Annotated in this window: 21 protein-coding genes; 20 read left to right on the top strand and 1 reads right to left on the bottom strand. The window is 66.5% G+C overall.

What is annotated here, in order from left to right:
• Positions 1-14 precede the first annotated feature (14 nt).
• Positions 15-1130: a cystathionine gamma-lyase gene (locus ALII_RS0118525; RefSeq protein ID WP_024588710.1), complete on the bottom strand. Its 1116-nt coding sequence runs from the start codon at positions 1128-1130 to the stop codon at positions 15-17.
• Positions 1131-1520: 390 nt separating this feature from the next.
• Between ALII_RS0118525 and mraZ the strand changes: the two genes are divergently transcribed.
• The 20 genes from mraZ (at position 1521) to ligA (ending at position 26186) form a co-directional block, all read left to right on the top strand.
• Entirely contained in the window at positions 1521-1985 is a 465-nt protein-coding gene (gene mraZ, locus ALII_RS0118520; protein WP_024588709.1) for a division/cell wall cluster transcriptional repressor MraZ, read from the top strand.
• Entirely contained in the window at positions 1982-3001 is a 1020-nt protein-coding gene (rsmH, locus tag ALII_RS0118515; RefSeq protein WP_024588708.1) for a 16S rRNA (cytosine(1402)-N(4))-methyltransferase RsmH, read from the top strand. Before mraZ ends, rsmH begins: the two co-directional genes overlap by 4 nt.
• Position 3002: 1 nt before the next feature.
• Entirely contained in the window at positions 3003-3359 is a 357-nt protein-coding gene (locus ALII_RS0118510; protein ID WP_024588707.1) for a hypothetical protein, read from the top strand.
• Positions 3356-5080 carry a penicillin-binding protein 2 gene (locus ALII_RS0118505; RefSeq protein WP_029660704.1) on the top strand — a complete coding sequence of 575 codons (1725 nt, stop codon included), beginning with the start codon at positions 3356-3358 and terminating at the stop codon, positions 5078-5080. The genes ALII_RS0118510 and ALII_RS0118505 overlap by 4 nt, the downstream gene beginning before the upstream one ends.
• 48 nt (positions 5081-5128) lie before the next feature.
• The gene (locus ALII_RS0118500) at positions 5129-6580 is read left to right on the top strand and encodes a UDP-N-acetylmuramoyl-L-alanyl-D-glutamate--2,6-diaminopimelate ligase (RefSeq protein WP_024588705.1); all 1452 of its coding nucleotides are present in this window, start codon (positions 5129-5131) and stop codon (positions 6578-6580) included.
• On the top strand, positions 6577-8022 hold the full coding sequence (locus ALII_RS0118495; protein ID WP_024588704.1) for a UDP-N-acetylmuramoylalanyl-D-glutamyl-2,6-diaminopimelate--D-alanyl-D-alanine ligase: 1446 nt from the start codon (positions 6577-6579) through the stop codon (positions 8020-8022). The genes ALII_RS0118500 and ALII_RS0118495 overlap by 4 nt, the downstream gene beginning before the upstream one ends.
• 24 nt (positions 8023-8046) lie before the next feature.
• Positions 8047-9129, top strand: a complete 1083-nt coding sequence (gene mraY, locus ALII_RS0118490; RefSeq protein WP_024588703.1) for a phospho-N-acetylmuramoyl-pentapeptide-transferase — start codon at positions 8047-8049, stop codon at positions 9127-9129.
• Between the two features lie 4 nt (positions 9130-9133).
• On the top strand, positions 9134-10537 hold the full coding sequence (murD, locus tag ALII_RS0118485; RefSeq protein ID WP_024588702.1) for a UDP-N-acetylmuramoyl-L-alanine--D-glutamate ligase: 1404 nt from the start codon (positions 9134-9136) through the stop codon (positions 10535-10537).
• On the top strand, positions 10534-11703 hold the full coding sequence (gene ftsW / locus ALII_RS0118480) for a putative lipid II flippase FtsW (RefSeq protein ID WP_024588701.1): 1170 nt from the start codon (positions 10534-10536) through the stop codon (positions 11701-11703). Before murD ends, ftsW begins: the two co-directional genes overlap by 4 nt.
• A 1-nt stretch (position 11704) precedes the next feature.
• Entirely contained in the window at positions 11705-12823 is a 1119-nt protein-coding gene (gene murG, locus ALII_RS0118475) for an undecaprenyldiphospho-muramoylpentapeptide beta-N-acetylglucosaminyltransferase (protein WP_024588700.1), read from the top strand.
• Entirely contained in the window at positions 12820-14232 is a 1413-nt protein-coding gene (murC, locus tag ALII_RS0118470) for a UDP-N-acetylmuramate--L-alanine ligase (protein ID WP_024588699.1), read from the top strand. Before murG ends, murC begins: the two co-directional genes overlap by 4 nt.
• Positions 14229-15197, top strand: a complete 969-nt coding sequence (gene murB, locus ALII_RS0118465) for a UDP-N-acetylmuramate dehydrogenase (protein WP_024588698.1) — start codon at positions 14229-14231, stop codon at positions 15195-15197. The genes murC and murB overlap by 4 nt, the downstream gene beginning before the upstream one ends.
• Before the next feature lie 220 nt (positions 15198-15417).
• The gene (locus ALII_RS0118460) at positions 15418-16344 is read left to right on the top strand and encodes a D-alanine--D-alanine ligase (RefSeq protein WP_024588697.1); all 927 of its coding nucleotides are present in this window, start codon (positions 15418-15420) and stop codon (positions 16342-16344) included.
• Positions 16332-17240: a cell division protein FtsQ/DivIB gene (locus tag ALII_RS0118455; RefSeq protein WP_024588696.1), complete on the top strand. Its 909-nt coding sequence runs from the start codon at positions 16332-16334 to the stop codon at positions 17238-17240. Before ALII_RS0118460 ends, ALII_RS0118455 begins: the two co-directional genes overlap by 13 nt.
• A complete protein-coding gene (gene ftsA, locus ALII_RS0118450) occupies positions 17237-18547 on the top strand; it encodes a cell division protein FtsA (RefSeq protein ID WP_024588695.1) in 1311 nt (436 codons plus the stop codon). The genes ALII_RS0118455 and ftsA overlap by 4 nt, the downstream gene beginning before the upstream one ends.
• Before the next feature lie 71 nt (positions 18548-18618).
• Positions 18619-20310: a cell division protein FtsZ gene (ftsZ, locus tag ALII_RS0118445; protein ID WP_024588694.1), complete on the top strand. Its 1692-nt coding sequence runs from the start codon at positions 18619-18621 to the stop codon at positions 20308-20310.
• A gap of 114 nt (positions 20311-20424) precedes the next feature.
• Entirely contained in the window at positions 20425-21279 is an 855-nt protein-coding gene (lpxC, locus tag ALII_RS0118440) for a UDP-3-O-acyl-N-acetylglucosamine deacetylase (RefSeq protein WP_173401422.1), read from the top strand.
• Positions 21280-21406: 127 nt separating this feature from the next.
• Positions 21407-22285, top strand: coding sequence for an outer membrane protein assembly factor BamD (locus tag ALII_RS0118435; RefSeq protein WP_024588692.1), 879 nt, complete (start codon positions 21407-21409; stop codon positions 22283-22285).
• Between the two features lie 13 nt (positions 22286-22298).
• Positions 22299-23972 (top strand): DNA repair protein RecN, encoded by a 1674-nt coding sequence (gene recN / locus ALII_RS0118430; protein WP_024588691.1) that lies wholly within the window; start codon positions 22299-22301, stop codon positions 23970-23972.
• Between the two features lie 69 nt (positions 23973-24041).
• Positions 24042-26186 (top strand): NAD-dependent DNA ligase LigA, encoded by a 2145-nt coding sequence (gene ligA / locus ALII_RS0118425; protein WP_024588690.1) that lies wholly within the window; start codon positions 24042-24044, stop codon positions 26184-26186.
• Positions 26187-26265 lie beyond the last annotated feature (79 nt).

The raw sequence follows: 26265 nt of genomic DNA, 5'->3' as shown, positions 1-26265 counted from the left end.
CTTGCGAAGCCGAATCAGCCTCGCTGCGCGTCGAGCGAAGCCTCGATCGCGCGCCAGAGCTCGCCCGCCGGCTCGCAACCGACCGACAGGCGGATGAAGCCCGGATCGACCGCGTCGCCCCAGCGCGCGCGCCGCTCGGCCGAGGAATGGACGCCGCCGAAGGAGGTCGCGGGCTGGAGCAGCGCGCAGCCGTCGATGAAGCCTTCCGCCTTCGCCTCGCTTTCGAGCGTCAGCCCGATCAGGAAGCCGAAGCGCAACATCTGCGCGCGTGCGAGATTGTGCGAGGGATCGCGGCTAAGGCCAGGAAAGCGTAGCGCTTTCACGTCATCGCGCCCGTGCAGCTTTTCCGCCAGGAATTCGGCCGTGTCGCACATGCGCTGGAACCGCACGTCGAGCGTCTCCAGCCCGCGATGGACCTGCCAGGCCTCGAACGGACCGGGGATGCCGCCGGCAAGCTTTCGCCAGTCCGAGACGGCCTGCATGATTTCCGGGTTGCGGCTCGCCACATGGCCGAACAGCACGTCCGAATGCCCGTTCGGCGCTTTGGTGTCGGAGGCGACGACGATGTCGACGCCGAAATCGAGCGGGCGCTGGCCGAGCGGTGTCATGGTCGTGTTGTCGGCGACGACGATCGCGCCGGCTTTGTGGGCTGCGTCCGCGACGGCCTTGATGTCGCAAAGATCGAGGCCCGGATTGGCCGGCGTCTCCAGGAACACTAGCCTGAACCCGTCGAAGCCGCCATCGAGGAACGTCGCCGTCGGGCGCGTCTCGTAGGTCACCCCGAGGCGCGTCAGGAAGCGCTCGGTCAAGACGCGCGTCGTGTAGTATCCGTCGGACGGCAGCAGGATCTTGTCGCCCGCCTTCAGCGTCGCGAAGAAGGCTGCCGCGATGGCCGCCATGCCGGAAGGAAAGCCCAGCGCAGGCGCGTCCTCCAGATGGCCGAGCAGTTCCTCTACCGCTTCCCAGGTGTCGTTCGAAAATCGCCCATACTGCGCGAACCCCGCCGGTGCGCCGGGCAGGTGGAACATCGACGCCATCGTCAGCGGCAGCGCGACCGGATCGCCCTTTTCGAGCTTGCCGCGGCGAAGATGGGAGAGGGCGGCGGCGCGGTGCGAAATGTCGTCGGTCATCATCGGTCCTTGGCTTCAGGCAAGGCCGGGACGCTAGAGCCGCCGGCGCGGATTCGCAAGGCTCGCAAAGGGTGCGCGTCGTCGCGCGGTAAACGTTTCATTAGGCTTAATGGAGCATAAACGAGATTGGCCCGAATCCCCTCGAAACAGACGGCTTCGGGCGCTCGTGAAAGACCTCATCCCGTTGACGCCCATAACAGCCCATGATATCCCTGAAAGCCAATCCAGCGGTCGTTTCAGTCCCAGTTCGAGCGTTCTCCAGGTCCGCCGCATTCGCCCGGACCTGCGCTCGTTTCCTGGCATTCGACGCGCGGACGGGGGCGACAGGGGAGACTGCGAATTGGGCCATCGAGCGCGATATGAGCGCGCCGCTTTTCGGCGAGCCGGCTGATGGACCGTTTTCTTTCCAGTGCGATCAACCGAATCGATTCGAAGGGCCGGGTGTCGGTCCCGGCACATTTCCGCTCCGTCGTGCAGAAGCGCGGCTATGGCGATCTCTACGCCCTGCGGGCGCTGGACGTGCCGGCGCTGGATGTCGGTGGGCTCGACCTTCTCGACCGCTACGAGGAGCGGATCGCGCTGGAGGACCCGTTTCTCCAGACGGCGGACGACATGTCCTTCTTCTGTCACGGGGATGGAGCCTTCCTGAAGCTCGACCAGGACGGGCGGATCACGGTCACGGATTTCCTGCGCGAATATACCGGCATCGAGGCGGAAGTTGCCTTTGTCGGCCGGGGCACCTTTTTCCAGATGTGGGAGCCGTCACGGCTGAAGGCGCATGGCGAGGCCGTGCGGGCGCGTCTGCTGAAACTCAGGCAGGCCGCAGCAGCCAATCGGAACGGAGAATCGGAATGATGGCGGGCCCCGGCGACGAGGGTGCCGGTGGCGGACCGGCCCGTCACATTCCGGTCCTCCTGGCCGAAGTGCTGGACGCGCTGCGCATCGAGGCCGGCCAGACGATCATCGACGGCACGTTCGGCGCCGGCGGCTACACCCGCGCCATCCTCGAAGCCGGCGCCAACGTCGTCGCCATCGACCGCGACCCGACAGCGATCGCGGCCGGCCGCGTCATGGAGGCGGAAATTTCCGGCCGCCTTCGGCTCGTCGAGGGCCCGTTCTCGGCACTCGACCAGTATGTCGAGGGCACCGTCGACGGCGTCGTGCTCGACATCGGCGTCTCCTCCATGCAGATCGACGAGGCCGAGCGCGGCTTTTCCTTCCGCCATGACGGCCCGCTCGACATGCGCATGTCCGGCAATGGCGCGAGCGCGGCGGACGTCGTCAACAGCTACAAGCTCGGCGACCTCGCTCGCGTCTTCGGCTTCCTCGGCGAGGAGCGCCAGGCCGGGCGCATCGCCCGCATGATCGAGGACAAGCGCGCGCGCCGGCCCTTCTCGCGCACCGCTGAACTCGCCGACGCGATCCAGACGCTGGTCGGGCGTGGGCCGAAGGACAAGATCCATCCGGCGACGCGCGTCTTCCAGGCACTGCGCATCCACGTGAATGACGAGCTCGGCGAGCTCGCGCGGGCGCTCTTCGCCGCCGAGCGGGCGCTGAAGCCCGGCGGGCGGCTCGTCGTCGTGACTTTCCATTCGCTGGAAGACCGTATCGTCAAGCGGTTCATCGCCGATCGCGCCGGCAAGGCGTCGGGTTCGCGGCACCTGCCTGAAGCGCATTTCATCGCGCCGACCTTCACCGACGCGGCCAAGGCCATCGCCACCGGCGAGGCGGAGGCCGAGGCCAATCCGCGGGCGCGCTCGGCCAAGCTTCGTGCCGCGACGCGCACGGAAACGGCGCCGCGAACCGCCGATTTCTCGATTTTCGGACTGCCCAAACTGCCCGCCATCGGCGACGCCGAGGAGACGCACTGACATGTTCCGCACCACCGACATCGTTCTCATCGTGGTCATGGTTTCGGCTGCAGCCTTTACCTACAAGACCAAGCACGACGCGGAAAACCAGCTCGCCGAAGTGCGACGGCTGCAAAGCCAGATCGCCTTCGAAAAGGATTCCATCGACGTGCTCAACGCCGACTGGAGTCTCCTGAATCAGCCCTCGCGGCTGCAGCGGCTGAAGGAAACCTTCACCGAGGAACTCCAGCTTCATCCGGTCCAGCCCTATCAGTTCGCCACCATTTCGGACCTGCCCCGCCGTCCGCTCGCGATCGAGGACCTGATCGCCGGCGACGGGCTGATCGACGAAACCGCCACCGGGAGCATCATGCAATGAGGATCGTCAGCCGGCTCGCATCGCTGCTGAAGCGCTCGGCGCACAAATCCGACGAAGCGGCGATCGTCGTCGACGGCGCCCGCAAGCGTTCGGGCGGCTCCACGCGCTCGCGCATGGCGATCACCTTCGCGCTCTTCATGGGCGTATATGCGGTCATCGGCGGGCGCATCGTCTATCTGGGCATCGAGGATCTGCCGGCCGGCGGCCCGCCGCCCTCGCGCGTGACGGCCAACCGTCCCGATATCGTCGACCGCAACGGACTGGTGCTGGCGACCGACATCAAGTCGGCCTCGCTCTTTGCCGAGCCGCGCCGCATCGTCGATCCCAACGAGGCGATCGAGAAGCTGCGCACGATCCTGCCCGATCTCGACTACAACCAGACCTATCAACGGCTTTCGACCGATGCCGGCTTCGTGTGGCTGCGCCGGCAATTGTCGCCGCGCCAGCAGGCCGACATCATGGCGCTCGGCATTCCCGGCGTCGGCTTCCGCACCGAGAAGAAGCGGTTTTATCCCGGCGGTGCGACGGCCTCGCATATCCTCGGCCTCGTCAATGTCGACAATCGCGGCACGGCGGGGATGGAGAAATATATCGACGACCAGGGCCTTGCCGACCTTCAGGCGAGCGGACTGGCGATCGCCGGCGACCTTGCGCCGGTCAAGCTTTCGATCGACCTGCGCGTCCAGCACATCGTCCATGACGAGCTGATGCAGGCGATGGAAAAGTACAAGGCGATCGCGGCCGGCGCCGTGGTTCTCAACGCCAAGACCGGCGAAGTCATCGCCATGGCCTCCGTGCCGGACTATGATCCGAACAACCCGTTCAATGCGCTCGAGAAGGACCGGCTCAACCGGATGTCCGCCGGCCTGTTCGAGATGGGCTCGACCTTCAAGGGGTTCACGACGGCGATGGCGCTGGATTCGGGCCTCGTGAAGATGTCGGACCGTTTCGATGCGACCGCGCCGATCCGCATCGGCGGCCACACGATCCGCGACTTCCACGGCAAGGGCCGCGTGCTGACGGTTCCCGAAGTCTTCATCTACTCGTCCAACATCGGCACGGCGCGCATGGTCGACGTGCTCGGCATCGAGGGGCACCGCGAATATCTGACCCGGCTCGGCCTGCTCAGCCGCATGACGACGGAGCTTCCCGAGGTCGCGCGGCCGACGCAGCCGGCCGTCTGGAAGAAGATCAATTCGATCACGATCTCCTTCGGCCACGGCGTCGCGACGACGCCGCTGCAGACCGCGGTGGCGACGGCGGCGGTCCTCAATGGCGGGCGTCTCATCAACCCCACCTTCCTTCCGCGCACGGAAGAGCAGGCTATGGGCTCGGCCCTGCAAGTGCTGAACCCGTCGACCAGCGATGCGATGCGATATCTCTTCCGCTACAACACCGAAAGCGGCTCGGGCCGCCGCGCGGACGTGCCCGGCTACTTCGTCGGCGGCAAGACGGGAACGGCCGAAAAGGTCGTCAACGGGCGCTATGTCAGCGGCATCCGCTTCAATGCCTTCCTCGCGGGTTTCCCGCTCAACGACCCTGAATACATCGTCCTGACCATCCTCGACGAGCCCAAGCCGGAAAAGCAGGGCGTGGGCGCGACGGCCGGCCTCAACACGGCCCCGATGGCCGGCAACATTGTGCGCCGCTCGGCCTCGCTTCTTGGCGTCAAGCCAGATTTCAGCCATGAAAGTGAGGCTCTGCTCGCCGCCTATCAGTGATTCCCGCCCGCGGCGCACGGCCGCCGGCACCCATCCGACTGGAAACGAATGAAACTCGCCGACCTCGCACCCGCCCAAGCCATCGTTCCGCCGGAAGCCGGCGCGATCGAGGTGAAGGGCTTCGCGCTCGATTCGCGCAAGGTCGAGCCGGGCTACGTATTCGCCGCTTTCGACGGCGCGAAGACGAGCGGCGCGAAATTCGTTTCCGATGCGGTGGCGCGCGGGGCGACGGCGATCCTCGCCGCACCTGGCACGGATGTTCCGGCCGGCGTGCCGCTCATCGAGACCGCCGATCCGCGCCGCAGCCTGTCGCTGGCGCTCGCCGCCTTCTATGGCGCGCAGCCGCAGACCATGGTCGCGGTCACCGGCACGGCCGGCAAGACGTCGGTCGCCAGCTTCGCGCGCCAGATCTGGGCGCATGAGGGCCATGGCGCGGCCAGCATCGGCACGACGGGCGTCATCTCGCCGGGCTTCACCGAATACGGTTCGCTGACGACGCCCGATCCCGTCGCGCTGCATCAGCTTTTGAAGAAGCTCGCGGGCGAGGGCGTCACCCATGCGGCGATGGAGGCATCCAGCCACGGCCTCGACCAGCGCCGCCTCGACGGCGTTCGCCTCGCTGCCGCCGGCTTCACCAATCTCGGCCGCGACCACATGGACTACCATGCGACGCTGGACGAATATTTCGACGCCAAGATGCGGCTCTTCGATACGCTGATGCCGAAATCCGCGCCGGCAGTGATCTTCGCCGACGACCCCTGGTCGGCGCGGGCGATCGATGCCTGCAAGGCGGCTGGCCTCGACGTGCTGACCGTCGGTCGCGCCGGCAATTTCCTCGAGCTGAAGCGCGTCGAGCACGGCCGCCACCGCCAGCGCACCGAAATCTGCCATGACGGCACGATCTACGAGGTCGACCTTCCTCTCGCCGGCGAATTCCAGGTGTCGAACGCGCTCGTCGCGGCCGGGCTCTGCATCGCGACCGGTACGCCGGTCGCGACCGCAATGGCCGCGCTGCGCAAGCTTGAGGGCGCCTCCGGCCGGCTCGAACTCGTCGGCACCACCAAGGCCGGCGCGCCGGTCTATGTCGATTACGCGCACAAGCCCGAGGCACTCGAAAACGTTCTATCCGCCGTCCGCCCGTTCACGACCGGCAAGGTCGTCGTGGTGTTCGGCTGCGGCGGCGACCGCGACAAGGGCAAGCGGCCGATCATGGGCGAGATCGCCTCGCGCCTCGCCGATCGGGTGATCGTCACCGACGACAATCCGCGCTCGGAGGTGCCCGCCACGATCCGCGCCGCAATCATGGAAGCTGTGCCGGGTGCCTTGGAAATCGGCGACCGGCGCAAGGCGATCCGCGACGCGGTCGCCTCGCTCGGGCAGGGCGACACGCTGATCGTCGCAGGCAAGGGACACGAGGAAGGGCAGACGGTCGGCGACGTCACGCTGCCCTTTTCCGATCATGAAGAGGTGCGGGCGGCGTTGAGGGAGAGCGCAGCATGAGCCTGCTTTGGACCACCCCCGATCTCGTTGCCGCGATGGCGGGACGGCCCGTCGGTACGATGCCGGACGGGATCACCGGGATTGCGATCGACAGCCGGACGCTCCAGCCCGGCGACGCCTTCTTCGCCATCAAGGGCGACCAGTTCGACGGGCATGATTTCGCGACGGCGGCGATCAAGGCCGGCGCATCCCTGCTGGTCGTTTCGGAGAGCAAGCTGGCCGCGCTCGGCCGCCTGCACGGGCCGATGATCGTCGTGCCCGACGTGCTCGAAGCCCTGTCGAAGACGGGCATCGCGGCGCGGGCGCGTTCCAAGGCGAAGATCATCGCCGTCACCGGCTCGGCCGGCAAGACGAGCACCAAGGAAGCGCTGCGCAAGGCGCTCTCGGCGGTCGGCAATGTCCACGCCTCCGACAAGTCGTTCAACAATCACTGGGGCGTGCCGCTGACCATCGCGCGCATGCCGGCCGAGACAGACTATGCCGTCTTCGAGATCGGCATGAACCATCCGGACGAAATCCGTCCGCTGGTCAAGCTCGTGCGCCCGCACATCGCCATCGTCACCATGATCGCGGCCGCACATCTCGGCTTCTTCCGCGATCTGGAAGAGATCGCGACGGCGAAGGCCGAGATATTCGAGGGCGTCGAGCCGGGCGGCCACGCCCTCATCAACCGCGACGACGCCCGTTTCAAGCAGCTCGAAAAGGCTGCGCGCGAGGCCGGTGTGGATAATGTCTGGGGGTTCGGCGAGCATTCGCGCGCGACCTTCAAGCTGGTCAAGACCAAGCTTCTGCCCGAAGGCTCGACCTTCACCGCCAAGATGGCCGGCGAGGAACTCGTCGCGAAGATCGGCGCGCCCGGCCGCCACATGGTGCAGAACGCCATCGCCGTTCTCGCCGCCTCCTACCTCGCCGGCGCCGACATGGCGAAGGTCTCCCATGCGCTCGCCGACCTGTCGGCGGAGGAGGGGCGCGGTGCGCGCCATCGCCTCAGCCACGGCCGGGGCGAGTTTCTTCTGATCGACGAGAGCTACAACGCCAACCCGGCCTCCGTGCGTGCCGCAATGGACGTGCTGCAGGCCGCGCCGGTCAACGGCCACGGCCGGCGCATCGCCGTCCTCGGCGACATGCTGGAACTTGGCGATCATTCGCGCGACCTGCACGCCGGCCTTGCCGAGGCGATCGACGCGCAGGCGACCAGCGTCGTGCTCCTGGCCGGGCCCGAGATGAAGGCGCTGGCGGAGGCGCTGCCGGACAGTTTGCGCGTTGAACATCGCGACAGCGTCGCCGATCTGCAGCCGGTGCTCATGGGCATGGTGCGCGCGGGCGATGTCGTCATGATCAAGTCGTCGAAGAGCATAGGCTCCTCAAGGCTCGTTACAGCCTTGCGCGATACGTTTCCCGCTGCCGACATCGTTGCTGCGGATGAAGTTCACACGGCCTGAGGCCACGCGGAGACAAGAACAACAATGCTGATGCTCCTCGTAGCGCTGGCGGACCAGGTTTCGGCCTTCAACGTCTTCCGCTACATCACCTTCCGCACCGGTGGCGCGCTGATCACCTCGGCGCTGATCGTCTTCATCTTCGGGCCGATGATCATCGATTCGCTGCGCATCCGTCAGGGTCGCGGCCAGCCGATCCGCGCCGACGGGCCGCAGACCCATTTCAAGAAGGCCGGCACGCCGACCATGGGCGGGCTGATGATGCTGACCGGCATCGTCGGCGCCTCGCTCCTGTGGGGCAACCTCACCAGCATCTATGTCTGGACCGTGCTGCTCGTCACGCTCGGCTTCGGCGCGATCGGCTTTTACGACGACTATCTCAAGGTCACCAAGCAGTCGCATATGGGCTTTTCGGGCAAGGCGCGTCTTGCGGTCGAGTTCCTGATTGCCGGCGCTGCGACCTTCGTCATCATGAATGCCGGCGAGGCGCCGTTCTCGTCCTCGCTGACCTTCCCGTTCGTGAAGGATTTCCTGCTTAATCTGGGCTGGTTCTTCGTCCCCTTCGCCGCATTCGTCATCGTCGGCGCGGGCAATGCGGTGAATTTGACCGACGGGCTCGACGGCCTCGCCATCGTCCCGGTCATGGTCGCCGCCGGCGCCTTCGGCGTCATCGCATACCTTTCGGGCAACGCCGTCTTCGCCGACTACCTGCAGATCCATTTCGTCGTGGGCACCGGCGAACTCTCCGTCATCCTCGGCGCGGTCATCGGGGCCGGGCTCGGCTTCCTCTGGTTTAACGCGCCGCCCGCCGCCATCTTCATGGGCGACACCGGCTCGCTTGCGCTGGGCGGCCTCATCGGCACCGTGGCCGTCGCCACCAAGCACGAGATCGTCCTCGCCATCATCGGCGGCCTGTTCGTCATGGAGGCGCTGTCGGTCATCATCCAGGTCGGCTGGTTCAAGCTCACCGGTAAGCGCGTGTTCCTGATGGCGCCGATCCACCACCATTTCGAAAAGCTCGGCTGGACGGAGAGCCAGGTCGTGATCCGGTTCTGGATCATCGCCGTCATCCTCGCCCTCGTCGGCCTCTCCTCGCTGAAGCTGCGGTGACGCTATGATCGCGGCCGGCTCCTTCGCCAATCGCAAGGTCGCGCTCTTCGGGCTCGGCGGCTCGGGCGTCGCCACCGCGCGTGCGCTGGTCGAAGGCGGAGCAATGGTCACGGCCTTCGACGACAACCCGCAAAGCGTGGAGGCTGCGCAGGCGGCCGGCGTTCCCGTCGGAGATCTGCGCCAGGCAGACTGGAACGGTTTCGCCAGCTTCGTGCTCGCGCCCGGCGTGCCGCTGACGCATCCCAAGCCCCACTGGACCGTCGACCTTGCCCGCGGCAGCGGCGTCGAGATCATCGGCGACATCGAACTCTTCGCGCGCGAGCGCCGCCGCACCGCGCCCGAGGCGCCGCTCGTCGCCATCACCGGCACCAACGGAAAGTCGACGACCACGGCGCTGATCGCGCACATCCTCGCCCATGCCGGCCGCGACACGCAGATGGGCGGCAATATCGGCAAGGCGGTGATGACGCTCGATCCGATTACGCCTGAGCGCCACTATGTCGTTGAGTGCTCCTCCTACCAGATCGACCTTGCACCCTCGCTTGATCCGACCGTCGGCATCCTCCTCAATCTGACGCCCGACCATCTCGACCGCCACGGCACGATGCAGCACTACGCAGCGATCAAGGAACGGCTCGTCGCCGGTAGCAGGACGGCGATCGTCGGCGTCGACGATGTCCATTGCGAACAGATCGCCGCGCGGCTCGAAGCGGCGGGCAACCATGTCATCCGCATTTCCAAGCGGCTCGAACTCGACGACGGCTACTTCGCCGCCGGCGCTGACCTCGTCCACGCCTCGGGCGGCAGGCGCGAGACGGTCGCCTCGCTCGAGGGCATCGGCACGCTGCGCGGCCAGCACAATGCGCAGAACGCGCTCGCCGCGGTCGCGGCCTGCACAGCGCTCGGCCTGTCGCGCGCCGAAATCCAGGCGGGCCTTTCGACCTTCCCGGGCCTGGCGCACCGCATGGAAATCATCGGCACGCGCAAGGGCGTCCTCTTCGTCAACGATTCCAAGGCGACCAATGCCGAGGCGGCCGCGCCCGCGCTGTCGAGCTTTGGCCGCATCTACTGGATCGCCGGCGGCCTGCCCAAGGAAGGCGGCATCGAGACGCTGCGCGCCTTCTTCCCGCGCATCGCGCGCGCCTATCTGATCGGCGAGGCGGCGCCTGCATTCGCCGCAACGCTGGGCGCTGCGGCACCGTTCGAGATCGCCGGCACGCTCGACGCGGCCGTCGCCCATGCCGCGCGCGACGCTGCCGATGACAGCGCCGGCGAGCCGGTCGTGCTGCTTTCGCCGGCCTGCGCCAGTTTCGACCAGTTCAAGAATTTCGAGGTTCGTGGCGAGGCCTTTCGCAGCGCGGTCCAGGCGCTCGACGGGCTCGTTTCTTTCGGAGGGACTTCCCAATGATCAGTCGCGTCGACCGCAGTCCTGTCGCGCAGTGGTGGTGGACGATCGACCGCTGGTTCCTGGCGGCGTTCATGGCGCTGATGCTGCTCGGCGTCGTGCTCTCCTTCGCCGCGAGCCCGGCCGTCGCCGAGCGCATCGGCCTCGACAGTTTCCACTTCGTCACGCGTCAGATCATCTTCATGGTCCCGGCGCTGATCGTCATGCTCGCGGTCTCCTTCCTCGATGCGCGGCTCGTGCGCCGGCTCGCACTTTTGATGCTCGTCGGCTCCCTCGTCATGATGGTGGCGGTCCTGTTCGTCGGTGCCGAGATCAAGGGCTCGCGGCGCTGGCTACATCTGGCCGGCATCTCGATCCAGCCTTCGGAATACATGAAGCCGGCCTTCGTGGTCATCTGCGCATGGCTCTTTGCCGAGCGCGCCCGGTCAAACGCGGTTCCCGGCAATCTCTTCGCCATGATGCTGCTGGGCGTCGTGCTGGCGCTTCTGGTTGCGCAACCCGATCTCGGCCAGTCGATCCTGGTCGTCGCGACCTGGGGCGTGATGTTCTTCATGGCCGGTCTGCCCTGGCTGTGGATCGTCGTGCTCGGCGGCATCGCCGTCGCCTTCGCCTCGGGCGCCTATTTCTCGTTCGATCACGTGCAGGGGCGCATCGACCGGTTCTTCACCGGCGAGGGCGACAATTACCAGACCGATATGGGCCACGAGGCGATGGTGCGCGGTGGCTGGCTCGGCCAGGGGCCCGGCGAAGGTTCGGTCAAGCGCATCCTGCCCGACAGCCATACCGATTTCGTCTTCGCCGTCGCGGCCGAAGAATTCGGCCTGATCCTCTGCCTCATCATCGCCGGCCTCTTCGCCTTCGTCGTGCTGCGCGGCATTTCGGCGGCGGCAAAGGAAAGCGACGACTTCTCGCGCTTCGCCATCAGCGGGCTCGTCATCCTGTTCGGCTTCCAGTCGATCATCAATATGGGCGTCAACCTGCAACTCCTGCCGGCCAAGGGCATGACGCTTCCCTTCATCTCCTATGGCGGCTCGTCGCTGATCGCGATGGCGATCTCTATGGGCATGGTGCTCGCCCTGTCGCGCAAGAAGCCGCAGCGGCGCAGCGTTCTTTCGGGCCGGGGTTTCGGGGCGCAGCCCGTCTCCCAGCCCCTGGCGCCGGCGGAATGACATGACCAAGGGCCTGATGCTTCTGTCGGCAGGCGGCACGGGAGGACATCTCTTCCCCGCCGAGGCGCTGGCGCACGAACTGATCGCGCGCGGCTGGCTGGTTCATCTCGCCACCGACGACCGGGCAGGGCGCTTCGCCGGCGATTTTCCGGCCGCCAAGGTCCATCCGGTCCATTCGGCAACGATCGGCTCGAAGAACCCGATCGCGCTCGCCCGCACCTTCTGGGCGCTATGGTCGGGTGTGCGGCAAGCCTCGAAGATCATCGAGACGGTGCGGCCGAAGGCGGTGATCGGTTTCGGCGGCTATCCGACGCTGCCGCCGCTCTATGCCGCGACGCGGCGCGGCGTTCCGACCATGATCCACGAGCAGAACGCCGTCATGGGCCGCGCCAACAAGGCGCTCGCGACGCGCGCCAAGGCGATCGCCGGCGGCTTCCTCGAAGCGGGCAGGGACAGCCGCATCGTCGTCACCGGCAATCCGGTGCGCCCCTCGGTCATCGAGGCATCCGCGACGCCCTACACGGTGTCGCGCGGCAATGACCCATTTCACCTTCTCGTTTTCGGCGGCAGCCAAGGTGCGCAGTTCTTCTCCAGCGCCCTACCAGAGGCGATCCGCGCGCTGCCGGCCGAATTGCGTGCGCGGCTCAAGGTCACCCAGCAGGCGCGCGCCGACGACGAGGCTTCGGTCAAGGCGGCCTATGCTGATCTCGGCATCGAGGCGGAGGTCTCGCCCTTCTTCAAGGACATGGCCAAGCGCATCGCCTCGGCCCAACTCGTCATCTCGCGCTCCGGCGCGTCGACGGTTTCGGAGCTCGCGGTCATCGGCCGTCCTTCGATCCTCGTTCCCTATCCCCACGCGCTGGATCACGACCAGGCAGCCAATGCGGCGGCGCTTGCCGCCGCCGGCGGCGCGCTGGTCGAGCCGCAGTCGGGGCTTACACCCGAACGGCTCGCCGAACTCATCGAAGGCTTCATGAGCGACCCCGACCGCGCCGCCAAAATGGCGCAGTCGGCGCGTTCCGTCGGCAAACCCAATGCGGCGACATTGCTTGCCGACCTCGCGGAGGCTATTGCCGCGGGCAAGACAGTCACGCAATTCAGCGAAGGAGGCACCCCATGAAAATGCCGCAGACAATCGGCGTGGTGCATTTCATCGGCATCGGCGGCATCGGCATGAGCGGCATCGCCGAAGTGCTGCACAATCTGGGCTACAAGGTTCAGGGCTCCGACCAGTCGGAGAGCGCCAACGTCCAGCGCCTGCGCGAAAAGGGCATCGAGTGCTTCGTCGGCCATCGGGCCGAAAATCTCGGCCAGGCCGAGGTCGTGGTCGTTTCGACCGCGATCAAGAAGTCGAACCCCGAACTTTCCGCCGCGCGCGAAAAGCTCCTGCCGATCGTGCGCCGGGCCGAAATGCTCGCCGAACTGATGCGCTTTCGCCAGGCCGTCGCCATCGGCGGCACGCATGGCAAGACGACGACGACCTCGATGGTCGCGACGCTGCTCGACGCCGGCGGGCTCGACCCGACGGTCATCAATGGCGGCATCATCAACGCCTACGGCACCAACGCCCGCATGGGCGAGGGCGAGTGGATGGTGGTCGAGGCCGACGAGAGCGACGGCACCTTCCTGAAGCTGCCGGCCGAGATCGCGGTCGTCACCAATATCGATCCCGAACATCTCGACCATTACGGTTCGTTCGAGAAGGTGCGCGAAGCGTTCCGCCAGTTCGTCGAGAACGTGCCGTTCTATGGCTTCGGCGTCATGTGCATCGACCACCCGGAAGTGCAGCAACTCGTCGCCCGCATCGAGGACCGCCGCGTCATCACCTATGGCGAGAACCCGCAGGCGGACGTGCGCTTTTCCAATCACCGCATGGACGGCGCGTCGTCGATCTTCGACGTGATGATCCGCAACCGCAAGCGCGATGCGACCTTGACGATCGAAGGGCTTCGCCTGCCGATGCCGGGCCGTCACAACGTTTCCAACGCCACCGCTGCCATCGCCGTCGCGCACGAGCTCGGTCTCGGCGCCGATGCGATCCGCAAGGGCCTGTCGGCCTTTGGCGGCGTCAAGCGGCGCTTCACGCTGACGGGCGAATGGAATGGCGCGCATATCTTCGATGATTACGGCCACCACCCGGTCGAGATCAAAGCCGTGCTGCGCGCCGCACGCGAGGCCTGCCAGGGCCGCATCGTGGCCATCGCCCAGCCGCACCGCTTCACGCGCCTGCGCGACCTATTCGACGATTTCGCCTCCTGCTTCAACGATGCCGACACGGTCTTCATCGCTCCGGTCTACGCGGCCGGCGAGGAGCCGATCGAGGGCGTCAGTGCCGAGACGCTGGTGTCGCAGATCCGCGCCGGCGGCCACCGCGACGCGCGCCTGCTCGACGGCCCCGAGGCGATTGCGCCTTCCATCCAGTCGCTCGTGCAGCCCGGCGATTTCGTCGTCTTCCTCGGCGCCGGCAACATCACCCAATGGGCCTACGCCCTGCCGAAGGATCTCGGCTCGCTCGAGGCGGCCGCATGATCGACGGCAATGCGCTTCTCGCGCGGCTCGGCGACCTTTCCGCCATCCGCGGCCGGCTGACCCCTAACGCACCGATGGAGGCAATCACCTGGTTTCGCGTCGGCGGACCGGCCGAGCTCCTGTTCCAGCCGGCCGACGAGGACGACCTTTCTGCGTTCCTGAAGCTGCTTCCGGCCGACGTTCCGGTCCTCGTCGTCGGCATCGGTTCCAATCTGCTCGTCCGAGACGGCGGCATTCCCGGTGTCGTCATCCGCCTCTCGGCCAAGGGCTTTGGCCAGGTCGAGGTGCTCGACGAAACGCGCATCCGTGCCGGCGCGGCCGCGCCGGACAAGCGCGTCGCAGCAAGCGCGCTCGACGCGGGTATCGGCGGCTTCGCCTTCTACCATGGTATTCCGGGCGCCATCGGCGGTGCGCTGCGCATGAATGCGGGCGCCAACGGCACCGAGACGCGCGAGCGCGTCGTTGACGTCTATGCGATCGACCGGGCGGGCAACCGGCACGTCCTGTCCAACGCCCAGATGGGTTACGCCTACCGCCATTCGGCCGCTTCGCCGGACTTGATCTTCACCGGCGCGCTTCTCGAAGGCTTTCGCGAAGACGCTGACGAAATCCAGAAGGCGATGGACGAGGTCCAACACCATCGCGAGACGGTGCAGCCCGTCAAGGAAAAGACCGGCGGCTCGACCTTCAAGAACCCCGAAGGCTCGTCGGCCTGGAAGGAGATCGACAAGGCGGGCTGTCGCGGGCTGATGATCGGCGGCGCGCAGATGTCGCCGCTCCACTGCAATTTCATGATCAACACCGGCAATGCGTCGGCGCATGATCTGGAGCTTCTCGGCGAGACCGTCCGCGCGCGCGTCGCGGCAAATTCGGGCATCGTCCTCGAATGGGAAATCAAGCGTCTCGGTGTCGCGAAATCCGGCCATGAGGTCGAGCCGTTCGCCGGTTCCGCGCCCGTTTCCTGAATGCACGATCACAACGGTTCATAAAAAATAATCTTCCCTGAATCCGAAGCCCTTGCCACGGAATCCGCGATCTGATTCCTTGGTCTTGCGGCGTTATCTGATTTGAGTCGGCCACGCATGAAGCGTGAGGGGACGGCAGGCGATTTGTGTCTGCCGATTGCGGATTCACGGGGGTTTGGTCAGCACAGATTCGATCCGACGGAAGAGGGGAATTCCGGGTATGGTACAAAAGCACGTTGCCGTCTTGATGGGAGGATTTTCCTCCGAGCGGCCGGTGTCTCTTGCCTCCGGGAATCCGTGTGCCGATGCGCTGGAGGCCGAGGGCTACCGCGTCACGCGCATCGACGTCGACCGCAACGTCGCTTCCGTGCTCGCCGAGCTTCGGCCCGACGTCGCGTTCAATGCGCTGCACGGCCCGTTCGGCGAGGACGGCACCATCCAGGGAATCCTCGAATATCTCGAAATCCCCTACACCCATTCGGGCGTCCTCGCCTCGGCTCTCGCCATGAACAAGGAGCAGGCCAAGCGCGTCGCGAAGGCGGCGGGCATTCCGGTGGCCGAATCACGCGTCATGAACCGCCATTCGATCGGCCGCGAGCATCCGATGAAGCCGCCCTACGTGGTGAAGCCGGTCAATGAGGGGTCGAGCTTCGGCGTCGTCATCGTCCAGGAAGACCAGGCGCATCCGCCGCAGGTCATCGGCTCGTCGGAATGGCGCTATGGCGACACGGTGATGGTCGAGCGATTCGTGCATGGGCGCGAATTGACCTGCGCCGTCATGGGCGATGTCGCGCTTGGCGTGACCGAGATCATCCCGGTCGGCCATTCCTTCTACGATTACGATTCGAAATACGTTGCCGGCGGCTCAAAACACGAATGCCCGGCAAAACTTTCACCGAATATTTACCAAAAAATACAGACACTCGCGCTCAAGGCACATCAGGCAATCGGCTGCCGGGGCGTCTCCCGATCTGACTTCCGCTACGACGATCGCCATTCCGAAAATGGCGAGATCATCTGGCTGGAGGTGAACACGCAGCCAGGCATGACGCCGACGTCCCTTGTGCCCGAACTGGCCGAACATGCGGGCCATCGCTTTGGGGAATTGTTGAGTTGGATGGTGGAGGACGCATCGTGTCTGCGCTAGGAAATCGAACCGGACGGTCGACATGGTCGGCGCGTGATGCGTTCGTTTTGCCGCGCCTTCTGCGCCGCCCCGCACGCCATCTGCATCGCTGGACTTCCGGCGAGGTCGAGCCGCCGCGCTTCGCCGCATTGATGGCGAGCGCGCTGCTGATCGGCTCGTCCGTGGTCTACGGAACCGTCGTCGGCGGCCATATGCCCAGTGTCGTCCAGTCGATCACCGCGCGCACCGGCTTTGCCATCGAGGACATCGAGATCGTCGGCAACCGCTTCACGTCCGAGATCGACATCTTCCAGTCGGTCGGGCTCGACGGCTTCACCTCGCTGATCGGCTTCAGCGCCGCCGAGGCACGCGGGCGGATCGCACAGCTTCCCTGGGTCGAAAGCGTCGACGTTCAGAAGGTCTATCCCGCAACGCTCGCCGTCACGCTCGTCGAGCGCGTTCCGTTCGCTGTCTGGCAGCAGGGTAGCCGCCTCTGGGTGATCGAGGAAGACGGCCGCGTCATCACGCCTCTGGCGCGCAGCCAGCATGCCGAACTCCCGGTCATCGTCGGCCGCGGCGCCGAGGATCATGCGGCGGCGTTCTTGAAGACGATGGCCGCCTATCCCGAGCTCGCCTCGAAGACGCGCGCCTATATCCGTGTCGCCGACCGGCGCTGGGATTTGCGCCTTCGCAACGGCACGACCGTCAAGCTGCCGGCAACGGATTACGAGACTGCGCTCGCCGCCGTCATCGCGGCCGACCGCGAACAGGAACTCTTCTCGCGCGACGTGAGCGTGGTCGACATGCGCCTTTCCGGCCGCATGGTCCTCCAACTCACCGAAGCTGCGATGGAACAGCGCCAGGCCATGCTCAAGGAGCGGCTCGGCAAGAAATACGTCCCGGAGAAGCGCACATGAGCTGGTTGTCTTCGGGCAAGCCCACGCAGGCCAAGCGGTCCGGGATCGTCACCGTTCTCGACGTCGGTTCGAGCAAGGTGTGCTGCATCATCGCCAAGCTGCAGCCGCGCGAGCAGAGCGACATGCTGCCCGGCCGTACGCATCAGGCGCGCGTCCTCGGCATCGGCCACCAGAAGTCGCTCGGCATCAAATCCGGCGTCATCGTCGATCTCGACCGCGCCGAGCAGGCGATCCGGCTCGCCGTCGATGCCGCCGAGCGCATGGCTGGCCTGACGGTCGATTCGCTGATCGTCAACACGTCCGCCGGCCGTCTGAAAAGCCGCGTCTTCAGCGCCACGGTCAATCTCGGCGGTCACGAGGCCGACGAAAGCGACATCACGCGGGTTCTTTCTGCCGGCGCCAAGCAGGTGCAGCGCGCCGAGCGCGAGGTCGTCCATTCGATGCCGATCGGCTTCTCGCTCGATGCGGAGCGCGGCGTGCGCGATCCGCGCGGCATGGTCGGCGACACGCTCGGCGTCGACATGCACGTCCTGACCGCCGATGCCGCACCGCTGCGCAATCTCGAACTTTGCATCAACCGCTCGCACCTGTCGGTCGAGCGCTTCGTCGCCACCCCCTTCGCCTCCGGCCTCGCCTCGCTGGTCGAGGACGAAATGGAAATGGGCGCGGCCTGCATCGACATGGGTGGCGGCACCACGACGCTCGCCATCTTCTCCGACGGCAAGCTGGTTCATGTCGATGCGATGCCGATCGGCGGAACGCATGTCACGATGGACCTTGCCAAGGGTCTGTCCACACGGCTCTCGCACTCGGAACGTCTCAAGGTCATGCACGGCTCGGCGCTCACTGTGGGCGGCGACGACCGCGACATCGTCACCATCAACCCGATGGGCGAGGACGGCGAGGTGCCGCTTCAGGTGCCCCGCTCCGTGATGAACCGAATCATTCGCGCCCGCGTCGAGGAGACGCTGGAGATCGTCCGCGACCGTCTCAACAAGTCGGGCTACGGCAACGTGGTCGGCAAGAGGGTCGTGATGACGGGCGGCGCGAGCCAGTTGACCGGCATGGCCGAGGCGGCGCGCCGGGTTCTGGGCCGCAATGTGCGGCTCGGGCGACCGCTGGGTGTCAGCGGCCTGCCGGAAGCGGCCAAGGGGCCGGCATTTTCAACTTCTGCGGGCCTTTTGATCTACCCGCAAGTTTCGGAACTGGAAAGCCAGCTAAAACGGGGTGGCGGACTGCGCTGGCAGGCCACCGGGACGGGCGGGCGATTCCAAAGAGTGAGCCAGTGGTTACGGGATAGTTTTTGAGTTTGACGGGGTTTTGACCCACGGCGGCCGCAGCGGCGACGCGGCAGGACAGGCGAAAAAGGACGACGGAAATGACAATCAATCTGCAAAAGCCGGACATCACCGAATTGAAGCCGCGAATCACCGTGTTCGGTGTCGGCGGCGGCGGTGGCAATGCGGTCAACAACATGATCACGGCCGGACTGCGCGGCGTCGAGTTCGTCGTGGCGAACACCGATGCGCAGGCGCTGACGATGACCAAGGCCGAGCGTCTCATCCAGCTCGGCGCGAACGTGACCGAGGGCCTCGGCGCCGGTTCGCAGCCTGAAGTCGGCCGCGCGGCCGCCGAAGAATGCATCGACGAAATCCTCGACCATCTGTCGAACACCCACATGTGCTTCGTCACCGCCGGCATGGGCGGCGGCACGGGCACGGGTGCTGCCCCGGTCGTTGCCCGCGCGGCACGCGAGAAGGGCATCCTGACGGTCGGCGTCGTCACCAAGCCCTTCCATTTCGAGGGCCAGCGCCGCATGCGCACGGCTGATCTCGGCATCGAAGAGCTGCAGAAGTGCGTCGACACGCTCATCGTCATTCCGAACCAGAACCTGTTCCGGATCGCCAATGACAAGACCACCTTCGCCGACGCCTTCGCAATGGCCGACCAGGTGCTCTATTCGGGCGTCGCCTGCATCACCGACCTGATGGTCAAGGAAGGCCTCATCAATCTCGACTTCGCCGACGTCCGTTCGGTCATGCGCGAGATGGGCAAGGCCATGATGGGCACGGGCGAAGCTTCGGGCGAAGGCCGTGCACAGGCTGCCGCCGAGGCTGCCATCGCCAACCCGCTCCTCGACGAGACGTCGATGAAGGGCGCCAAGGGCCTCCTGATCTCGATCACCGGCGGCCGCGACCTGACCCTCTTCGAAGTCGACGAAGCGGCGACTCGCATCCGCGAGGAAGTCGATTCGGATGCCAACATCATTCTCGGCGCGACTTTCGACGAGGAACTGGAAGGCGTCATCCGCGTGTCGGTCGTCGCGACCGGCATCGACAAGGCATCCGCCGACATTTCGGCCCCGCCGATCATGAACCGTCCGATGGCAAAGCCCGTCGAGCGTGCACCGCAGCCGCAGGCAGCCCCTGCCGCCGAGTTGCGCCCGGCCGCCCCGCGTGCCGTGGAACAGCAGCCCATGCAGGCCGTTGCACCGGTCGATCCGGTCGCCGAGGCGATCCGCCAGGCCGATGCCGAAGCCGCCCAGCTTCGCCCTGCCGCGCCGCAGGACGAGTTCCGTCCGCAAAGCCGCCTCTTCGCCGAGCCGGTTCGCCAGGTCGAGGCTCCGGTCCAGCAGATGGCCCCGGCTCCCGTCCAGCAGATCGCACCGCAGCCCGTTGCGCAGCAGCCGGTCGCGCAGGCGCCCGTCCAGCCGCGCATGCCGCGCGTCGAGGACTTCCCGCCGATCGTGCAGGCCGAACTGACCCGCGCGCCGGAAGCTGCCCATGAGGATCGCGGTCCGATGGGGCTCCTGAAGCGCCTGACCAACGGTCTGGCACGCCGCGAGGAAGAGCCGGCACGTCTCCAGCCGGCCCAGCCGCGCGAGCCGAAGCTGCGCCAGCCGGTTGCACCGCAGCCCGAGCAGCGCCGCGCGCCGAGCCCGGAAGCCCAGCAATACGCGCCGCGCCGCGGCCAGCTCGACGATCACGGCCGTCTTGCCGTCCAGCCGCGCCAGGCCCAGGAAGACGACCAGCTCGAAATCCCGGCCTTCCTGCGCCGCCAGGCGAACTGATCGTCCGATCCTGAAAAGCTTCGAGCGGGCCCCCAGCGGGCCCGCTTTCGCATCCGCCACCTTGTCCGCGCCGGCGATCCGGCTATGGTCCGCCGCAAAATTGCGGATGGTGACATGATCCTTCGGAGACAGACGACGCTTGCCGGTAACCTTGCGATCGAGGGCATCGGCGTTCATTCCGGCAAGCCCGCGCGGCTCGACCTGCGCCCGGCCGCAGCGGGGACGGGCATCTGTTTCGTCGATGCCTCGGGGCAGGGCCGTATCCGGGTTCGGCCGGAAACGGTCGCCTCGACCGACCTATCCACTCTGATCGGCGACCCGGCCGGCTTCCACGTCTCGACCGTCGAGCATCTGATGAGCGCGCTTGCAGGCTCGGGCATCGACAATGTCGAGATCGCGATTTCCGGCACCGAGGTCCCGATCCTCGATGGCAGCGCGGTCGAGTTCGTCACGGCGTTCAAGTCGGCCGGCACCGTCGAGCAGGACCAGCCGGTCGCAGCGATCCGCGTCGTTGCGCCGGTCCGCGTCGAGAACGGCGCAGCCTGGGCCGAGTTCGTGCCGCATGAACGGCCGCGTTTCGAGATCGAGATCGACTTTCCATCGCCGGCCATCGGCCGTCAGCAAATCGCGTTCGATCTCGAACCCGACACCTATGCAAGCGAGGTCGCGCCGGCGCGCACCTTCGGCTTCATGCGCGATGTCGAGCGCCTCTGGGCCGCCGGTCTCGCGCTCGGATCGTCGCTCGAAAACTCCGTGGTGATCGGCGAGGATGACATCGTCGTCAATCCGGGCGGGCTGCGCTTTGCCGACGAGTTCGTTCGCCACAAGGCGCTCGACGCGGTTGGCGATCTCGCCATCGGCGGCGTCGCCATCATCGGCTGCTACCGCTCGTTCCGGGGCGGGCACAAGCTGAACGCCGCCGCGCTCGCTGCCCTTCTGGCGCGTCCGGACGCCTTTGAGCGGCTCTGACGCATCGTTGTGGATTGCGGCAAGCCTGCCACAAAATTGCGCGAATGCCTCCGCATAGCGTTGCTGCCAGCGGGGCGTTATGCTCTAAGACTGGCCTGTTGCCATGAAGATTTCTGCCGGAGGGGCAATGCCCATCGTTACGATTGAACGCTCGCAGCGCCCGACACGGCGCGCCACATCACTGGCTCTTTTGGCGCCGGTGATCGCGCTGCCTCTGGTGCTTTCTGCCTGTGCGTCGACCGATGACGACATGAACCTCGCCAGCTATGTCGAGAGCGTCGAGGCACCCGATGCGCTCTACAATCAGGGCCTCGCCAATCTCGAAGCGGGCCGGCTGACCGAGGCTTCCAGGAAGTTCGAGGCGGTCGACCGCCAGCATCCCTATTCCGAATACGCCCGCCGCTCGATGGTTATGGGTGCGTTCACCCAGTACCGCCAGGGCAACTATCAGGACGCCATCAACGCCGCGCAGCGCTACGTCCAGCTCTACCCGAGCGATCCGGAAGCGGCATACGCGCAATACATTGTCGGCCTGTCCTACTGGCGCCAGATCAAGGACGTCACGCAGGACCAGAGTGACGCCCGCCGCACCGTCGAGGCGATGGAAGCGGTCGTCCAGCGCTGGCCCGAATCCGAATATGTCGAGGATGCCAACGCCAAGATCCGCTATGCCCGCGACCAGCTCGCCGGCAAGGAGATGCAGGTCGGACGCTACTATCTCGAGCGTCGCGAATATGTCGCCGCCGTCAAGCGCTTCCGCACCGTCGTTGAGACCTACGGCAACACCCGTCACTCCGAGGAAGCGCTCGCGCGCCTGACCGAGGCCTACTACGCGATGGGCCTCGCCTCCGAGGCGCAGACGGCCGCGGCCGTTCTCGGCCACAACTATCCGGACAGCCAGTGGTATGCGGATTCCTACGCGCTCCTGCAGTCGGGCGGCCTCGAGCCGCGCGAGAATGCCGGCTCGTGGATTTCGCGCGCCAGTGCGGCCATCCTCGGAAGCTGACGGCAACGCCTGAATGCTCGCCCATCTGTCGATCCGCGATATCGTTCTGATCGAGCGGCTCGACATCGACTTCCGCACCGGCCTCTCCGTCCTGACGGGCGAGACCGGCGCGGGAAAATCCATCCTCCTCGATTCGCTTTCGCTGGCGCTCGGCGCGCGCGGCGATGCCTCGCTGGTGCGCCACGGTGCAGCGCAGGGCAACGTCACGGCCGTCTTCGACGTGCCGGCCGGCCATTCCGCCCGCGATCTCCTGCGTGACAACGGCGTCGAGGACGAGGGCGACATCATCCTGCGCCGCATCCAGACCGGCGATGGGCGCAGCCGCGTTTTCATCAACGACCAGCCGGCCTCGGTCACGCTCCTGCGCGAAGTCGGTCGCGCCCTCGTCGAAATCCACGGCCAGCACGACGACCGCGCGTTGGTCGACGTCTCCGCCCACCGCGACCTGCTCGATGCGTTCGGCGGCCATGTCGGCGAGGCGATCTCCGTCGCGCGCGCCCACAGGCACTGGCGCGAGACCGAAAACCTCCTCGCCCGTCACCGCGCCAAGGTCGAGGCCGCCGCGCGTGAGGCCGACTATCTGCGCGCCTCGGTCGAGGAACTCGGCAAGCTCGACCCGCAGCCCGGCGAGGAAACGCAACTCGCCGAGCAGCGCGCCGACATGATGCGCTCCGAAAAGATCGCGACCGAGATCAACGACGCGCTCGACGTGTTGTCGGGGCAGGGTTCCGCCGTGCCGCAACTGGCGAGCCTCCTTCGCCGTCTCCAGCGAAAGGCCGAGGAAGCGCCAACGGTCATCGATCCGATCGTTCAGCCGCTCGACGAGGCGCTGATATCGCTCGATGCCGCGCAAACCGCCGTCGACGAGGCCCTGCGCGCCATCGAGTTCGACCCGCAGGTGCTCGAACGCGCCGAGGAACGCCTCTTCGCGCTGCGCGCGCTCGCCCGCAAGCACTCGATCGGTGTCGACGACCTCGCCGAACTGCGCGACACGATGCTCGCCGACCTCGCCGACCTCGATGCAGGCGAAGAGCGGCTTCAGGCGCTGGAAATGGAGGCGCGCGACGCCCGCGACGCCTACGACCAGAAGGCGCTGCACCTTTCCGAATTGCGCGCCGGCACGGCGGATCATCTCGCCCGCGCGGTCATGCAGGAGCTGCCGGCGCTGAAGCTCGAACGCGCCGAATTCATCGTCGAGATCAAGGCCGACCCGCAGGACCGCCGCGAGCAGGGCATCGACCTGATCGAGTTCTGGGTGCGCACCAATCCCGGCACCCGCGCCGGCCCGATCATGAAGGTCGCGTCCGGCGGCGAGCTCTCGCGCTTCCTTTTGGCGCTGAAGGTCGCACTCGCCGATCGCGGCTCCGCCCCGACCCTCGTCTTCGACGAGATCGACACCGGCGTCGGCGGCGCGGTGGCGGACGCCATCGGCGCGCGGCTCGCGCGCCTCTCGCAGCGTGTGCAGGTCCTCTCCGTCACACACGCGCCGCAGGTCGCCGCCCGCGCCTCGACGCACTATCTCATCTCGAAGTCCGGCAACGCCGAAGGCGTCGCGACCCGCGTCGCCGCCATGGATCACGGCGCGCGGCAGGAAGAAATCGCCCGCATGCTCGCCGGCGCGACCATCACCGACGAAGCCCGCGCTGCGGCGAAGCGCCTGCTTTCCGAAACGCCGCTCGTCTCCTGACAATTGCCCGCTTGAGCCGCCGGACGATCCGGCTATGTTCGCCGGAAACTGGCTACCGGAAACGTTGCAATGGCGAAGTCCCCGAAAACCGTCGATGATCTGACACCCGACGAGGCGTCGGACGAGCTGACGCAACTCGCCGCCGAGATCGCCCGCCACGATGCGCTCTATCACGGCAAGGATGCGCCGGAGATATCGGACGCCGCCTACGACGCGCTGCGCCAGCGCAACGCCGCCATCGAGGCGCGATTCCCCGAACTCGTCCGCGCGGATTCGCCGTCCCTGAATGTCGGTGCCGAACCTGCCGGCGCCTTCACGCCCGTCCGCCATTCGCGGCCGATGCTATCGCTCGATAACGTCTTCTCCGACGACGACGTGACCGATTTCGTCCAGTCTGTGCGCCGCTTCCTGTCGCTGAAACCCGACGACGAACTCACCTTCACCGCCGAGCCGAAGATCGACGGCCTGTCGATGTCGCTGCGCTACGAGAACGGCAAGCTCGTCACGGCCGCCACGCGCGGCGACGGCACGACGGGCGAGAACGTCACCGCCAACATCCGCACCATCGGCGACATCCCGAACGAATTGAAGGATGCGCCCGAGGTGCTGGAAGTGCGCGGCGAGGTCTACATGGCGCGCGAGGATTTCATGGCGCTCAACGCGCGCATGGCCGAAAGCGGCCGCGTCTTCGCCAATCCGCGCAACGCGGCGGCCGGGAGCCTGCGCCAGATCGACCCGAACGTGACCAAGACGCGACCCCTGCGCTTCTTCGCCTATGCCTGGGGAGAGACGTCGGAAGACCTCGCCGCCACCCAGTTCGACGCCGTGGCACGGCTCGGGACATGGGGTTTCCCTATCAATCCGCTGATGCAGCGCTGCACGACGCTCGACGAGATGATCGCGCATTATCGCTCCATCGAGATCGACCGCGCGGACCTGCCCTACGACATCGACGGCGTCGTCTACAAGGTCGACGACCTCGCGCTGCAGGAACGCCTCGGCTTCCGCTCGCGCAGCCCTCGCTGGGCGACGGCGCACAAGTTCCCCGCTGAAAAGGCGATGACGCGGCTCGAGGCGATCGACATCCAGGTCGGCCGCACCGGGGCGCTGACGCCGGTCGCTCGGCTCGAGCCGGTCACGGTCGGTGGTGTCGTCGTCACCAATGCGACGCTGCACAATGAGGACTACATCAAGGGCATCGGCAACAATGGTCAGCCAATCCGCGAAGGCCGCGACATCCGCGTCGGCGACACGGTCATCGTCCAGCGCGCCGGCGACGTCATCCCGCAGATCCTCGACATCCTGCCCGAAAAGCGCCCGGCCGACGCGAAGCCCTACGTCTTCCCCGATCGCTGCCCCGCCTGCGACAGCCATGCCGTGCGCGAGGAAGGCGAAGTCGTCAAGCGCTGCACCGGCGGCCTCGTCTGTCCCGCTCAGGCCGTCGAGCGCATCCGCCATTTCGTCTCGCGCAACGCGCTCGACATCGAGGGGCTGGGCGAAAAGCAGATCGAATTCTTCTACAACCACCCCGACCCCGCTTTCGCGATCAAGACGCCCGCCGAGATCTTCACGCTCAAGGCCCGGCAGGCAGATTCGCTCGCCAAGCTCGAAAATGTCGACGGCTTCGGCGCGGTCTCGGTGAAGAAGCTCTACGCCGCCATCGACGAGCGCCGCCGCGTCGAGCATTCGCGCTTCCTCTTCGGCCTCGGCATCCGCCATATCGGCGAGACCAACGCCAAGCGCCTCGCACGCCATTTCCTCAGCTTCGACGCACTGCGCGCGGCAGCGCAAGCGGCGAAGATGCCCGAAGGCAAGGGCGATCCGGGCAACGCCGAATGGCAGGAGATCGTCGGCGTCAACGGTATCGGCTCGGTCGTCGCGGAAGCCCTGGTCGAATTTTTCGCCGAGACGCACAATCGCGAGGCGGTCGACGCGCTTTTGGCCGAGGTGCAGCCGCTCGATGAGGAAGCGCCGCAGGCGGTGTCCTCGCCGGTGACGGGCAAGACGGTCGTCTTCACCGGCTCGCTCGAAAAGATGTCGCGCGACGAGGCCAAGGCGATGGCAGAGCGTCTGGGTGCCAAGGTGGCGGGTTCGGTGTCGAAGAAGACCGACCTCGTCGTCGCTGGTCCCGGTGCGGGTTCGAAGCTGAAGCAGGCGACGGATTTGGGTATCGAGGTGATCGACGAGGATGAGTGGTTCGCGCGGGTCCGGTAGATAAAGGCGGAGTTGCTGCGCAACCGGTTTTCTCTGAATTGACCCCCACCCTTTATCCCTCCCCACAAGGGGGAGGGAG

The organism is Aliihoeflea sp. 2WW, from assembly GCF_000497755.1.
In the GTDB taxonomy this organism is placed as follows: Bacteria; Pseudomonadota; Alphaproteobacteria; order Rhizobiales; family Rhizobiaceae; genus Aliihoeflea.
Note: the sequence above shows the minus strand (reverse complement) of the source record. Positions and strands in the feature narration are given on the sequence as shown.

Coding starts and splice junctions, on each gene's coding strand:
- ALII_RS0118525 (WP_024588710.1), bottom strand. CDS start 1,130: ATGACCGACGACATTTCGCACCGCGCCGCCGCCCTCTCCCATCTTCGC.
- mraZ (WP_024588709.1), top strand. CDS start 1,521: ATGGACCGTTTTCTTTCCAGTGCGATCAACCGAATCGATTCGAAGGGC.
- rsmH (WP_024588708.1), top strand. CDS start 1,982: ATGATGGCGGGCCCCGGCGACGAGGGTGCCGGTGGCGGACCGGCCCGT.
- ALII_RS0118510 (WP_024588707.1), top strand. CDS start 3,003: ATGTTCCGCACCACCGACATCGTTCTCATCGTGGTCATGGTTTCGGCT.
- ALII_RS0118505 (WP_029660704.1), top strand. CDS start 3,356: ATGAGGATCGTCAGCCGGCTCGCATCGCTGCTGAAGCGCTCGGCGCAC.
- ALII_RS0118500 (WP_024588705.1), top strand. CDS start 5,129: ATGAAACTCGCCGACCTCGCACCCGCCCAAGCCATCGTTCCGCCGGAA.
- ALII_RS0118495 (WP_024588704.1), top strand. CDS start 6,577: ATGAGCCTGCTTTGGACCACCCCCGATCTCGTTGCCGCGATGGCGGGA.
- mraY (WP_024588703.1), top strand. CDS start 8,047: ATGCTGATGCTCCTCGTAGCGCTGGCGGACCAGGTTTCGGCCTTCAAC.
- murD (WP_024588702.1), top strand. CDS start 9,134: ATGATCGCGGCCGGCTCCTTCGCCAATCGCAAGGTCGCGCTCTTCGGG.
- ftsW (WP_024588701.1), top strand. CDS start 10,534: ATGATCAGTCGCGTCGACCGCAGTCCTGTCGCGCAGTGGTGGTGGACG.
- murG (WP_024588700.1), top strand. CDS start 11,705: ATGACCAAGGGCCTGATGCTTCTGTCGGCAGGCGGCACGGGAGGACAT.
- murC (WP_024588699.1), top strand. CDS start 12,820: ATGAAAATGCCGCAGACAATCGGCGTGGTGCATTTCATCGGCATCGGC.
- murB (WP_024588698.1), top strand. CDS start 14,229: ATGATCGACGGCAATGCGCTTCTCGCGCGGCTCGGCGACCTTTCCGCC.
- ALII_RS0118460 (WP_024588697.1), top strand. CDS start 15,418: ATGGTACAAAAGCACGTTGCCGTCTTGATGGGAGGATTTTCCTCCGAG.
- ftsA (WP_024588695.1), top strand. CDS start 17,237: ATGAGCTGGTTGTCTTCGGGCAAGCCCACGCAGGCCAAGCGGTCCGGG.
- ftsZ (WP_024588694.1), top strand. CDS start 18,619: ATGACAATCAATCTGCAAAAGCCGGACATCACCGAATTGAAGCCGCGA.
- lpxC (WP_173401422.1), top strand. CDS start 20,425: ATGATCCTTCGGAGACAGACGACGCTTGCCGGTAACCTTGCGATCGAG.
- ALII_RS0118435 (WP_024588692.1), top strand. CDS start 21,407: ATGCCCATCGTTACGATTGAACGCTCGCAGCGCCCGACACGGCGCGCC.
- recN (WP_024588691.1), top strand. CDS start 22,299: ATGCTCGCCCATCTGTCGATCCGCGATATCGTTCTGATCGAGCGGCTC.
- ligA (WP_024588690.1), top strand. CDS start 24,042: ATGGCGAAGTCCCCGAAAACCGTCGATGATCTGACACCCGACGAGGCG.